Below are 13,337 nucleotides of genomic sequence, written 5' to 3'. Positions count from 1 at the left end.
TTTATTTGCGAGGCACGACTCGTTCTAGCGCTCTCACAATTCCCTTCGCTGCCGCCTCGACATCCCACTGACCGATTATCATCAGAGACCGTTCGCCGAGCGTGACCAATCGATCCGAATCAGCAAGAAGACGTACCAATACATCCCGGAGAGCCGCCACGTTACCGCACGGATATGTGTACCCGTTTTCTCCATTTCGCACGTAATCAACAGCGGATGGAACAGCGTCACTGATAACCACCGGCAATCCAGAACACATAGCTTCATTAATAACGAGAGGCGCGACCTCATCCGTAGATGACGGAAGCACAAAAAGATCAGCCATGGCGTAAAATTGCGGTAATTCCGACTGGTTCCTGAAGCCCGCAAAGCAGACACGCGCCAACCCTCGGTCCGTAGCGTACCGTTCCAAAGACAAACGAAGCGGCCCGTCACCGACAAACATAAGTCCTGCTTGTTCATGAATGGTCTCATAGGCTTGCAGCAGATCGAGTGGCCGCTTTCGGTCAACGAGCTTCCCAACGAAGAGTACGATTGGGCGGTCATCAAAGCCGAAAGCACTCCTTAGTTCGCTTCTTTTGTGCCGCCATGCGACACTAGTCTTTGTAAAAAAGGCATTATCGACACAGTACGGTGAAAAAAAGATCTTCTCATCACCTATATCGAAATCTCTATAAAACTCTTTACTTGGGCTACCGATCGGGAGGAAGGCGGCCGTTCCACGAAACAGAAGCGACAGCAAACCACGTTTAAATGCCTTTACCCACCATGGTCGATTGTGACGCAAGACAGTCTCGCCACGGAAGAGCACCGGCGTTCTACTGATCCATGCTCCGAAATAAGCCAGCCAATAACTGGCCAAGGCATAGCCAGGAATCATAATTCCGTCAAACTGCCGTATGCATAGCTCCTTTATGATGCCAGGATTAATCGCTCCGGTGAAACGGCCAGTGGTTGGTGACCACGCCCAATTCCGCAGAAACCGGTGATAGTAGCCAGTGAGAAGCGGAAGGTCCCATTTGAATCGCGTTTCAAAGCCAGGATCGAAATATTCGTTGGCGCCCCAATCCAGGCAAAAGTAGACTGTGAGATCGATCTGATTGGTCGCCGCGAGCGCTCGAAACAACGGTGCGTGGTACTGAATCGGATGTGAGGCGAGCACAGCTAACCGATAAGGCCCTTGCTTCCCCATGCCAGGTTCTTCTGCTGAACTTCCAGACGGACCAAGCAATTTCCTCACCCTGACTTCTGGCCTCAACATCGAGAGTTGGAACAGGCTCGTTGGGTGGTTGGGCGAATCCCCGCCGCAACTTCGAAAGGTCAACAGCATCTCATGCTTTTACAGACGGTTGAAGGAGCACCGACTTCATGGGCTGTCGAGTCTCTCTTGTCAGTACCCGTTGACAGGCGCGCCACATATCCTCTACGCTGATTTCCGTCATACAAGCCATCCCATAGTCTGTACAGACACTGCGCATACATCCCTCACATGATACCGGACGGCGCAACACCATCTGTTGGTCCCCATAGGGATACCAGCGACCAGGCCAATCCAGTGCAGCGAATGCTACAACGCAGGTCGTACCCACGGCGGTAGCCAAGTGCATAGTACCTGTATCATTTCCCACATAGAGTTGAGACAGTCCTATAACAGGCGCCGCCTGACGTACGCTCAACTCTCCAGCCGCGTTTACACCACATTTCCACTGCGTAAGCAAGTATTCTCCCAGCGACCGATCTCGAGGACCACCGAACACCATGGGAAAAGCGTTGTATTCTTTTATCAGTCGCCGCCCCAACATCGCATACCGTTCTATGGGCCAGGTTTTGGCGGGAGATTTACTGCCGGGGCCAAAGGCAATCACGGGACCTGGGCACCCATCGTCTCTGTGTGCATCTAGCCACTTTTCCGCTTTCAATAATTCCCCCCGAGTTAATCCCAGGTCCATGTATCCGCGATCACTGGTCTTCACCTGGATACCACTTATCGCCAGCCTATCCAGGAGATGATCCGCTTCATGGTTGACTCGCGCCAGCTCAGTACCCGGCGCACGTGCAGGTAGCGAATCGAACCCTTTATGTCCAATAAAGCGCTGAATACCGGCTAAGCGAAAGAAAAGCAGATCTCGGCAGACTTGCCAATGGCGGCGCAGACGGGGCGCTAAATAAACCAACGTATCGAATCGACGTTGACGCAATACTGGAAGAACGGTCAACGGGTTTCGCGGGTCGGTCCCATTTATCCCAGCGTCGTATGAAAGGTACTCGTCAAACAGCCCCTTTGAGGGCAGCACCTCCTCTGCGCATACATACCCCGACTCGGAGTGTCGATCGCTCAGGAGCGCCAAGTAAGCGTTCGGAAACGTCCTGCGTACTACCCACATCGCAGGCAGCGCAACGATCGTATCGCCCAACTGGCCGATCCGGTAGACCAGAATCCGCCGTACCTGATTCAGGTCCATGGCATGGGCCTCGATATTACGAGTTTCCACCGCCCATCACTCAGCCGCATCGAATCAATCGATAGCAGCAGCAGCAGCAGCAGCACGCGTTTCATATCTTCGCGCTTGCGGTGCGGCCCGACTCACACCGATCCAGCACAGCGAGCGCCCACGGCCTCGACCAGTTTATGGTCCGAATCGGATGAGGCCTGCATGCTCTGCACAAGTTCGCTTTTCACGAGGGCTCTGACCTCGGATGCGAAGATCATGGCATCGCCATCCTGGTAATAGTACAGAGGCTTGACCCCAACGCGGTCCCGGGCGAGCAGTAGACAGGGCAACTCCCGGGTATCCAGTACGGCAAAGGCAAACATCCCACGGAGGCGTGAGAGCACCTCTTCGCCCCACTCTTCGTAGCCGTGGAGGATAATCTCGGTGTCGGCGTCAGACTGGAACGAATACCCCAGGCGCTGAAGTTCGGTTGTAGTTCGCGAGTGTTGCAGATCTCACCGTTATAGGTGATCCACACTCGCCCGTCGGCGTTTCCCATCGGCATTCGCCCCCAACGAGACAGATCGATGATGGAAAGACGGCGAGAGCCCAGAACGACTGCTGGGGCTGACGCGACATACGTCCGGACGTGGTCCATGCCCCGGCGTTCGAGCACTGCACGATTCTCTGTGTTTCGAAGCGCGGCTTCAGGCAACAGAAGTCCCCAGTCATCCGGTCCTCGATGTACCTGAGCGTCCATCATCCGCAGGACACCCGTTACATCTCTTGATGTAACCTGCCCGTCGAATCTCGCAATGCCGGCAATGCCGCACATCAGTACGGGCCCGTAGCCGAATTGCGAACTCTCCGCCCGCCGATTACGACCATCGGTTTGGGGCGCGTATCGGTCTCGTCGCTGAGGCCGGCGCCGAGACCCCCGGCGAGGATGACGATTTTCATGCGTCGATTGCGTCTATGGCGTTGGTTGCATGGATTGCATTCGGTATGACGAGGAGACGGAGGAGGTCCGGGTCTGGGTGGGCTTTCGCCCTGTCACTTACAGGGCCGGTTTCCCAAAGGCCGGCGTCGAACCCTGAAGCGCACAGGGGCGAATTCGTTTCGCTATGGCCTACTGCGATTCTACGGAGTAAGGTATAGGGTGATAGTATTTAATAGCATGGGGATCGTTGTGTCAATAACAAAGTGGTGTTACGGTACACCGATCGCCTCCGGCAGCCCCAACGCACTGCCGACCTCGCCACGATCCCCAGCCAGATCAGCCGGTCTACGTGGTCCGATCCGGCAACATTGTGGTCACCAAAGCCCCCGGACGAGCTGAAAGAAAAGCTGCGCCATCGGCAACCCAAGCCGCCCGAGATCTCGGCATCCACCATACGCTGCTGACGCGCTGGAAGCGGGAGCAGAAGAGCTGAGACGAGGCCTACGCCTTCCCGGGCAAGGGGCGGCAGAAACCGCTGGAGAGTGGCGTAATCCGCTCGCTAAGGAAGGAACGGCCTTCAGTCTACATGAAATTCCGAGTGTGAAGAGCGGACATCTCGTCCGCATCCGCGTCGCTGAATCCGAGCTTCAGGAGCCGACTCTTGCGGCCGTTGTGCATCTCCTGAACGAGAGCGGACACGGCATCGTGACCCCTGCCGATATCCCCACAGTCCCATGATCCCGCGGCGAGCAGAACCATGGCGTCGAATACCTCGGTGTTCAGGCCCGCGGTATGACGGAGGCTTTCATGCCGCCGCCGGACAGAGTTCATCAGCGTGGCTCCCAGCGAGGGAACGGCCTGCAGATGCTCGAGGAGGTGCGACATCCCGAAGGCGACGTGGCGGGCTTCATCCTGCGCTGCGACGGTCTATCCAACACGGCTCCGCTTTCTTGAGGATCGGCCCGGCCGGCCCGCTCCGCGGCGCACCACCGTTGGTCCGCCGCAGGGCCTCGGACGATCCGGGCATGGCCGGTTCCACAGTCCTCCCCCGATCGGAACTCATGTCCCTCAACCCGGCACCAGGCCCGCAGATGAACCCCGAGATCGGGGTGGCGTCCCGCCACGGTAACCGCTTCCCCAACGGCCGCCCTCATCCAGGCTCTCATTCCCATCGGGCTGGAGGCCGTAGCCAAGGAACTGGAAGCGGGGATGCTCCGTGCCTGACGGGTCCCAAGCATAAACGTACAGGAGGTCTGCCGGAGGCCGTCCGCTGGGGTCGCCAACGCGGGTCGACCGATCTCGTGACGGTGAGTCGCTGAGCACACGGCCTACCGCCATCGCAATCAGGGATTTCCTGTCCCCTATTCAAGGTTTTACCTGATAGCTGCGATCTGTGCCGCGGGTCTAACCTGTCATCACGTCATCGCTTGTCAGCGTGGATACGGACTACCCCAGTCCGGTGTGGAACAGTTGAATCGAGGTCGGGGAGATGATCAGGCACTGCCGGGCGGAGGAACTGCGCCTGGTCAGCGATTCTCGGAGAAGCCGGGCCGCGGGGGCGAGCCTCGCGTCTGGTGCAGAAGATGCTACCCCCGCCGCACAGTCTGAGGCCGGCACGACGGCGCCCGTCGTGATCCGGACGGTATCTGGGACCGTATCTGCCGTCACTCCGGACGCCAAGACGGTCGAGGTCAAGGTGGGGTAACGCTGCACTGCCCCAGGGCCAAGGCGGAGGTAAGCCGGCCTCCGTTTCACGGAGTGCGACATTGCGCTAAAATGTGAAGGGAGGAAGAACCGATGAGAGCACAACGAGCATTGCGGGACCGAGCGTTGGAACGGGCAATTGAATGGCTGAGTGAACGCATAGAAGAGCAGCCGGAGAGCAATCGCGGGAAACTGATCGATGAGGCCAGCAAGGAGTTCAATCTTACCCCGCTGCAGGAGGAGTTTCTGTATCGACAGTTCTGTAAGGCTGCGTGACGAGCGCTCCCGATATGGTGGGCGTACGAAAAGGTAGTGGGGAATCCAGATGACGATGGCCGAACGGTTGGCGGCACTCGTTCTGAGATCTTCCTATTCCGATCTCTCCCGTGCGGCGCGACAACAGCTCAAGATCAGGATCCTGGACGCACTTGGTTGCGCAATCGGGGCGCTTGATGGAGAGCCCATCCGGTCGCTCCGAGCGCAGACTGAGGAGTTCGGGGGCGCTCAACACTGTACCCTGATCGGCGGAGGGCAGACGGCCCCTGACCGTACGGCACTCTATAACGGCGCGCTGGTGCGCTATCTCGATTTCAACGACAGTTATCTGGCCAAGGGGGAAACCTGCCATCCGAGCGATAACCTCGGTGCGGTCCTGGCCGCCGCTGAGTATGCGAACCAGGACGGCCGAGGGCTTCTCACCGCCCTCGCGGTCGCCTACCAGGTTCAGTGCCGCCTGAGCGATGTGGCGCCTGTGCGAGGCAGAGGCTTTGACCACACAACCCAGGGGGCGTACGCCGCTGCGGCCGGCGTGTCGAAGGCCCTGGGGTTGAGCCGCTCGCAAACTGCGAATGCGATCGCCATCAGCGGGACCGCGTTCCCTGCGCTGCGAGTCACACGCACTGGGGCGTTATCACACTGGAAAGGTTTGGCCTACCCCAACACTGCGTTTGGCGCTACTCACTCGGCCTTCCTGGCCATGCGCGGCATCACCGGTCCACTGGAGGTCTTCGAGGGTAAAAACGGATTCATGGATACCATCGCCGGACCCTTCGAGATCGACTGGTCCAAAGAGGATCTCGAACGCGTGACGCACACCATCCTCAAGAAATATAATGCCGAGATCCACTCCCAGTCGGCCCTCGAGGGAATCCTCGAACTGACGCGCGAGCACACTCTTCGCGTGGAAGAGGTGTCGCTCGTTGAGATCGAGATTTTTGACGTGGCGTACCATATTATCGGCGGCGGCAAGGAAGGGAATAAGACCATCGTTCGCTCGAAGGAAGAGGCCGACCACAGTTTGCCGTACCTGGTGGCCGTCGCCATGCTGGATGGCCAAGTCATGCCGGAACAGTATCGGTCGGAGCGGATCCGTCGGGAGGACGTTCAGGCGTTGCTCCGAAAGGTCTCGGTGAGGCCGTCGGATGTGTATAGCCAGTACTTTCCGGATCGGATGCCATGTCGCCTCACGGTGTTGCTGGCTGACGGCCGGACCCTGGTCAAAGAGAAACTGGACTACGAGGGGTTTCACACTCGGCCGACAACATGGGAGACAGTCGTTCAGAAGTTCGAGCGGCTCAGCGCCCCATACAGCGATGTCTCGCTCCGTCGCGCAATCGTGGATGCCGTCGCCGACATCGAATCACTTCGCATCTCAGATCTGATGCGGCTGCTCGGCCAGGTGCGCCGGAGCGGATGAACGGCCCACAAAAGGAGGATAGACAATGGCCCGATTACAATCCACGCACGATGAGCGGGCGTTTGACTTTCTCAGGCTCAATGAGCGGCCGGCAAAGCCGCGCAGAAGCGGCGTCACCGAGATCCGCGGGCCCTACTACACTCCGATTGGCAAGCGATACCTGGAGGACCTGCTGGAGACGATGGGAACCTACGTTGATGCCTTGAAGTTCGCCGGCGGATCGTTCAGCCTGATGCCACGGACAGCCGTCAAGGAGCTCATCGACCTCTGCCACCGGTATAATGTCCTGGTCTCTACCGGAGGATTCATCGAACGAGTCGTGGCGCAGGGGCCGCAGGCCGTCAAACGGTACATCGACACCTGCCGGGAGCTGGAATTCGACATCATCGAAATCTCCGCCGGTTTCATCACGATTCCCACCGATGATTGGCTTCGGCTGGTGGAGGCCGTGCATAAGGCAGGGATGAAGGCCAAGCCAGAGATCGGTATTCAGTTCGGCGCCGGCGGCGCGACGGCCTCCGCAGAGTTGGAAGCCGAGGGCACGCGAGATCCCGAGTGGGCCATCCTGCAGGCCAAGCGTTTCCTGGAGGTCGGGGCCTATCTGATTATGATCGAATCGGAGGGGATCACGGAAAACGTCACGATCTGGCGCACCGATGCAGTAGCCAAGATCATCAATGCGCTGGGGCTGGAAAGGGTGATGTTCGAGGCTGCTGATCCGGAGGTCTTCGCGTGGTATATCAAGAATTACGGCCCCGAGGTGAACCTGTTCGTAGATCACAGCCAGATCGTTCAGCTCGAATGTCTCCGGTCGGGCATCTGGGGGACGAAAAGCCTCTGGGGTCGAGTCGTCACCTACAAGGGTTGAAGGTCCTGTTTTCTGAAGTCACAAGAGGCTCTGGGCCGTTTGCTGGATCATACGGAGCATGAAGCCAGGAAAGACCCCCAGCCAGATCAGCAAGAGCATGAGGACGGCCAGGACCATCGCCCCTCCATGAGTATAGGCCGGAAGCGGCGCTGGAGTCGTCGCGAGATGCCCCGCCGAAGGCTGAGAGAACATCGTCACAATAATCCGCAGATAGTAAAACATCCCGATCGCGCTGTTGAGTACGAGGACGAGTACCAGCCCCCACAAAGCCGATCCGATCCCGGCGGTCACGATAAAGAACTTACCGACAAACCCGGCCGTCAGTGGGATACCGGCTAGCGAGACGAGCATCGCCGTAAAGACACAGGCGATGCCCGGCCGCTGCCAGAACAGAGCCCGGTAATCAGCCATTGCGTCCGCATCGCCCTCCCTCCCAGACAAGACAGCGACAATACCGAAGGCGCCCAGCGTTGTCACGAAGTAGGCAACCAGATAGAAGGTGACGGCCTCCACCGCCAAAGAACCGGCAGCCAGCAACGCCACCAGCAGGTAGCCCAGGTGGGCAATCGATGAGTAGGCGAGGATCCGCTTAACGTTGTCCTGCATGAGCGCCAGCAGATTGCCAGCGAACATCGACGCGATGGCCATCAGACTGAAGACTAGGGTCAGCGAACGATAGCCGTGTCCCTCTGTCTGGTTGAAGAAGCGAAGCGCGAAGGCAAACATCGCGCCCTTAGAGACTGTCGCCACAAAGGCTGTGACCGGCGCAGGGGCCCCCTCGTAGATATCAGGCGTCCACATGTGGAACGGGACAACCGCCAACTTAAATCCGATTCCTGTGATCATCAAGGCGAGACCAGTCATCAGGTAGAGGCTGGGCGCGTCTGTCCCGGCGCGAACCCACGATGCCGCGCCTCCGAACGCCAGCGTCCCGGCCTGTGCGTAGATTAGTGCCATCCCGAACAGCAGAAATGCGGAGGAGGCCGCAGCCAGGATCAGATATTTCAGGCCTGCCTCGAGCGGCCGCCCTTCGGTCCGGACGTAGGCAATCAGGACATAGAGGGACACGCTCAACAGCTCCAATCCCAGGAAAAACGAGACAAAGTGACTGCTGGTCACCAGCACCATGGCGCCCAGTGTCGCCAGGAGCAATAAGGCATAAAACTCTTCGTACTCGCCCGTTCGTATCTTGAGATAACCGTACGAAAGGAGCGTCACGCCAATGCACGCGGCCAGGATCAACCCCACATAAAAGAGCGCGAAGCGATCGAGTACCAGGAGAGGCGTCACAGGGCGTGGCAGATAGCGTGATGCGGGCAGGAGTGATGCGAGGCTCAGCGCAAGCCCCAACAACGTCAGGACGACCGCTGCAAGGTGATGGCGATAGAATGCCGCCTGCAGCATGATCGTCACGGCAGCCGCACCGATCACCATCAGCGGCAACAGGGTGACGACGTCTGCACCGCTCACGGTATATCCTCTCGCAGATGGAGGCCCTGGACCGCATATTGTTGGAGGCCGGTCAGTGTCGGACGAGCCGTAGCGAGCACCGGCTGAGGGTAAAGCCCTAGCCAGACGATCGCAGCGATCATCGCCGCCATGACGGCCATCTCCCGAATCGAGAAGTCAGGGGGCGCCCACCCTGCCGTGTTGGGACCGTGAAATGTCCTCTGAACCAGGCTGAGTGAATAGATGGTGGCGGTGACGAGACCGACCGTAGCAATCGCCGCCAAGATGATGTTGGCTCGATAGGCGCCCAAGAGGACCAGGAATTCGGCCACGAAGTTGCCCAGACCCGGCAATCCCAACGAGGCGAGGGCAAAGATCATCCCGACCCCGGCCATTCGAGGCACGACGGACCAGAGACCGCCCATGCGCCGGATGTCGCGGGTATGGATCCGCTCGGCAAGCGCGCCGACAAGGATGAATAGCGCCCCCGTGCTGATGCCGTGGCAGATCATCTGCATGATGGCGCCTTGCAGCGCAAGCTCATTCCAGGCGAAGACCCCGATGAGGACGAAGCCAAGATGACTGACGCTGGTGTAGGCCACGAGCCGCTTGAGATCGGTCTGGGCGAAGGCCATGACGGCGCCGTACAGAATCCCGATGACGCCCAGCGCCATTCCCATTGGCGCAAAGGCGTGCGCCGCCTCTGGAAACAGTGGGACCACAAAGCGCATAAGACCGTATGCGCCGGTCTTCAACAGCAGGCCCGCGAGGATCACACTGCCGGCGGTCGGGGCCTCGGTGTGAGCGTCAGGGAGCCAGGTGTGGAACGGCACGGCCGGCAGCTTGACGGCAAAGGCGATGAAGAAGCCCAGCATCATCCACATCCCGGTCGATGACTGCAGCGGCGTGCCGAGCAGCCGAAAATAGTCGAAGGTATAGACGCCGGTACTGGCATGATGAACGAAGTACAGGCTGACGATAGCCACCAGCATCAGGAGGCCGCTGGCCTGTGTGAAGAGGAAGAATTTGATCGCCGCATAGACCCGATTCTCATGGCCCCAGATGCCGATGAGGAAATACATCGGGACCAGCATCATCTCCCAGAAGAAATAGAAGAGGAACAGGTCCAGGGCCAGAAAGACGCCAAGCACCCCCCCCAGGACCCACATCAGGTTGAAGTGGAAGAAGCCCACTCGTTCCTTCACCTCGGTCCACGACGCGCCGACGGACGCGATACCCAGGAAAAGCGTCAGCAGGACTAGCAGCAGACTCAGACCATCTGCCGCCAGGTGGAAGCGGATGCCGAACCGTGGGATCCAGTCCCAATCCGCCTCTGCCAGCCACCCTCCGCTATGCTCCATTTTGGTAAGGCCAACATACCCCATCCACCACATGGTCAGCGCCAGCACCAGGTCGATCACGAGGGCGGCCACTGAGATCCATCGCGGCCAGTGGGGACCCATCCGTTCAAGGGACCATGCCAGAAGCCCGCCGGAAAGTACAATAGCAATCACCCAAGCGAGGATCATGTCAGCAACACAATGGCCACGATGAGCACTGAGCCGGCCACGATCACCGCCGCGTATGATCGTACCCGTCCGGTCTGCGAGAGACGGAGCACGCGGTGGGACCGCTGACTGACCACAGCGGTACCCTGGTAGATCGTGTCGATGACGTCGTCTTTGTTCGCGAGGGCGGCCCATACGAATGGTCGCACCACCAACCGATCGTACAGCCAATCACACCCCCAGCCAGCGAACCAGAAGCGGTGCAACGCTGCACCTGCAGCGGATTGGGCGATCCGCTCGCCCAGATGTGGGCTTCGATGCCACAACAGGTAGGCCAGGTAGATCCCGAGCAGCGAAGCCGTCATAGCCAGAATCAACAGCCGCATTTCAGCCCCCGCGCCTGCATGCGGGGTCCCCATCCGCGGCAAGGCGGACTCAATGAAACTTGAGAAAAGGGATACGCCGCCTAGCGAATGCGGCACCTCCAGGAAACCTGCTCCTGCCGACAGGATGGCCAGGATGACCAGGGGGATGGTGATCCTGAGGCCGGGCTTGACGCTCGCTCGTGAGACGGGCGCGCCGAAAAATACGACAAAGACTACCCGAAAGATGTAGAGCGAGGTGAGTAAGGCGCCAAGCCATCCCGCCGCCCACAACCAGTGGCTGCCGATGCTGGAGGACCAGCTCTCCCACAAGATCCAATCTTTGCTGTAGAAGCCCGCCGTGACGAGGGGGAACCCCGCCAGCGAGGCGCTGCCGATAAGAAAGGTCCAAAAGGTCAGGGGAAGCTCTTTCCGCAAGCCTCCCATCCTGAAGATGTCATGTTCGTGATGCAGGCTCTGAATCACGGCGCCGGCCGCCAGGAAGAGCAGCGCCTTGAAGAAGGCATGGGTCACGAAGTGGAACATGGCGGCAGACCAAGCTCCCACCCCAAGCGCCAGGAACATGTACCCGATCTGACTGATCGTCGAGTAGGCCAGGACGCGCTTGATGTCCCGCTGGACCAGCGCGCTGCAGCCCGCCACCAGCAGTGTCAGCGCGCCGATGACGGCGACCGCGAACTGAACGTGAGGCGTCAGGGTGTAGAGCGGATGAACCCGCGCGATCAGATAGACCCCGGCGGTTACCATCGTCGCCGCGTGGATGAGCGCGCTCACCGGCGTCGGGCCTGCCATGGCATCGGGCAGCCAGGTCTGCAATGGAAGCTGGGCCGACTTGCCGAGCGCGCCTGCCAGGAGTAGAGCCGCCGCGGCGGTGGCCAGGCCCGATCCGACGGGCCACTGCCGGGAGGCCCGGACCATCATCTCCTGAAGGTCCAGGGTGCCCAGATGCCAGAAGAGGAGGAACAGGCCGATCGCCATCGCGCTGTCGCCGATCCGTGTGACAATGAAGGCCTTCTGGGCGGCCCGCCCGTTGGCCGGGTCCGTATACCAGAACCCGATAAGGAGATAGCTGCACAGGCCGACCCCTTCCCAGCCGAGGTACAGGAGCAGCAGGTTGTCGGCCAGCACCAGCGTCAGCATCGAGCCCACGAACAGATTCATGTAGGCGAAGAAGCGGCTGTATCCTTCGTCGTCGATCATGAACTCTGAGGAGTAGAGGTGAATGAGAACACTGACGAAGGTGATCACCAGCGTCATGACCAGTGACAGCGGATCGAGGTAAAGCCCGATCCGGGACGCGAACCCGCCGACGTCCATCCAGATCCAGAGCGACTGGGCAAAGGCCCCGCCGGGAGGAGGCAACAGAAGAAACCGGATCGCTACCAGGAACGCCACCAGCGCCGAGAGGCCCACCGACCCAACCCCAACCACAGCCGCACGCCTTCGCGAGAGCCGACCTCCTGCCACGGCCAGCACAAGGAAACCGCCGTACGGCAACGCTGGAATCAGCCAGAGCGATTGGAGCATCTCATCCCCGCATACCGCTGGCGGCGTCTACGTCAAGCGTCTTGAGGCGGGAATACATCTGCAGAACCAGCGCCAGCCCAACCGAGACCTCCGCAGCCGCCATCGTCAGGATGAAGATGAACATGACCTGTCCGTCGGCCTGTCCCCACCGCGCGCCGGCCACGACAAAGGCGAGGCCGGCTGCGTTCAGCATAATTTCGATCGACATCAGGATGAAGATGATATTGCGGCGGACAAGCAGACCGATCAGCCCCACTCCAAAGAGGATCCCGGCCAGCAGCAATCCGTGTTCTACAGGGATCGAGACCATGAGATTATCCGCGCTCCCTCTGGCTAGGCCGGCCAAGGTGGTAGGCGCCGATCAGACCCGCCAGCAGCAGCATCGAGGCCAGCTCGACGCCGATCAGGTACGGTCCCAACAGGACGACGCTCACCTGTTTTGGACCGACGACGGTCGCGCTGGATCCATGGCTCTCACCGCGGGACAGGATGTAGATCAGTTCCCCCAGCAGCACGACACACAGGATCGACGGACCCGCCCACATCCGGGGGTTCAACCACTGCCGCTCCTGCGCCGCCTCTGCCGAACCGAGGTTGAGGAGCATGATCGCGAAGACGAACAGGACCATGATGGCCCCGGCGTATACGATCGCCTCCAGGGCCGCGATAAATGGAGCGCCAAGCATAAAGAAGATCACTGCCACGGAGAGCAGCGAGACGATCAGATAGAGCAAGGCGTGCACCGCTCTCAAGGCTGTGACCACCATGACGGTGGAGCCGATGGCTACACTCGCCGCGATATAGAACGCCACGTCCATCGACGTTACGCC

At 59.7% G+C, this 13,337-nt stretch carries 12 protein-coding genes and 2 pseudogenes; 4 read left to right on the top strand and 10 right to left on the bottom strand.

Going from position 1 to position 13,337, the window contains the following annotated elements:
* Nucleotide 1: 1 nt before the first annotated feature.
* The 5 genes and pseudogenes from C3F12_10005 to C3F12_09985 form a co-directional block, all read right to left on the bottom strand.
* Nucleotides 2-1,330 (bottom strand): glycosyl transferase family 1, encoded by a 1,329-nt coding sequence (locus tag C3F12_10005; protein ID PWB46352.1) that lies wholly within the window; start codon nt 1,328-1,330, stop codon nt 2-4.
* 1 nt (nt 1,331) lies between these two features.
* Nucleotides 1,332-2,492: a hypothetical protein gene (locus C3F12_10000; protein ID PWB46351.1), complete on the bottom strand. Its 1,161-nt coding sequence runs from the start codon at nt 2,490-2,492 to the stop codon at nt 1,332-1,334.
* Nucleotides 2,493-2,584: 92 nt separating this feature from the next.
* Nucleotides 2,585-3,267 (bottom strand): annotated as a pseudogene (locus C3F12_09995) (hypothetical protein).
* A gap of 32 nt (nt 3,268-3,299) precedes the next feature.
* Nucleotides 3,300-3,392, bottom strand: a pseudogene (locus C3F12_09990) (glucose-1-phosphate cytidylyltransferase).
* A gap of 562 nt (nt 3,393-3,954) precedes the next feature.
* Complete coding sequence (locus C3F12_09985; GenBank protein PWB46350.1) at nt 3,955-4,257, bottom strand: hypothetical protein; 303 nt, start codon at nt 4,255-4,257, stop codon at nt 3,955-3,957.
* A gap of 604 nt (nt 4,258-4,861) precedes the next feature.
* Here C3F12_09985 and C3F12_09980 point away from each other — a divergent pair.
* From C3F12_09980 to C3F12_09965, 4 genes are all read left to right on the top strand, one after another.
* On the top strand, nt 4,862-5,077 hold the full coding sequence (locus tag C3F12_09980) for a hypothetical protein (protein PWB46349.1): 216 nt from the start codon (nt 4,862-4,864) through the stop codon (nt 5,075-5,077).
* A 92-nt stretch (nt 5,078-5,169) separates the two neighbouring features.
* A complete protein-coding gene (locus C3F12_09975) occupies nt 5,170-5,352 on the top strand; it encodes a hypothetical protein (GenBank protein ID PWB46348.1) in 183 nt (60 codons plus the stop codon).
* A 49-nt stretch (nt 5,353-5,401) separates the two neighbouring features.
* On the top strand, nt 5,402-6,772 hold the full coding sequence (locus C3F12_09970) for a 2-methylcitrate dehydratase (protein ID PWB46347.1): 1,371 nt from the start codon (nt 5,402-5,404) through the stop codon (nt 6,770-6,772).
* A gap of 25 nt (nt 6,773-6,797) precedes the next feature.
* Nucleotides 6,798-7,640: a phosphosulfolactate synthase gene (locus tag C3F12_09965; protein PWB46346.1), complete on the top strand. Its 843-nt coding sequence runs from the start codon at nt 6,798-6,800 to the stop codon at nt 7,638-7,640.
* A gap of 18 nt (nt 7,641-7,658) precedes the next feature.
* Here C3F12_09965 and C3F12_09960 read toward each other — a convergent pair whose 3' ends face one another.
* The 5 genes from C3F12_09960 to C3F12_09940 are packed head-to-tail and all read right to left on the bottom strand — an operon-like array spanning nt 7,659 to nt 13,325.
* Complete coding sequence (locus C3F12_09960) at nt 7,659-9,074, bottom strand: NADH-quinone oxidoreductase subunit N (protein PWB46429.1); 1,416 nt, start codon at nt 9,072-9,074, stop codon at nt 7,659-7,661.
* Nucleotides 9,075-9,106: 32 nt separating this feature from the next.
* Nucleotides 9,107-10,618 carry an NADH-quinone oxidoreductase subunit M gene (locus C3F12_09955; GenBank protein PWB46345.1) on the bottom strand — a complete coding sequence of 504 codons (1,512 nt, stop codon included), beginning with the start codon at nt 10,616-10,618 and terminating at the stop codon, nt 9,107-9,109.
* On the bottom strand, nt 10,615-12,507 hold the full coding sequence (locus tag C3F12_09950) for an NADH-quinone oxidoreductase subunit L (protein PWB46344.1): 1,893 nt from the start codon (nt 12,505-12,507) through the stop codon (nt 10,615-10,617). Before C3F12_09950 ends, C3F12_09955 begins: the two co-directional genes overlap by 4 nt.
* A gap of 1 nt (nt 12,508) precedes the next feature.
* Nucleotides 12,509-12,817: an NADH-quinone oxidoreductase subunit NuoK gene (locus tag C3F12_09945; protein ID PWB46343.1), complete on the bottom strand. Its 309-nt coding sequence runs from the start codon at nt 12,815-12,817 to the stop codon at nt 12,509-12,511.
* A gap of 4 nt (nt 12,818-12,821) precedes the next feature.
* A complete protein-coding gene (locus tag C3F12_09940) occupies nt 12,822-13,325 on the bottom strand; it encodes an NADH-quinone oxidoreductase subunit J (protein PWB46342.1) in 504 nt (167 codons plus the stop codon).
* Nucleotides 13,326-13,337 lie beyond the last annotated feature (12 nt).

It is taken from the genome of Candidatus Methylomirabilota bacterium (assembly GCA_003104975.1).
Lineage (GTDB): Bacteria > Methylomirabilota > Methylomirabilia > Methylomirabilales > Methylomirabilaceae > Methylomirabilis.
The sequence above is the reverse complement of the archived record's forward strand: the minus strand, read 5'-3'. Positions and strand labels throughout refer to the sequence as shown.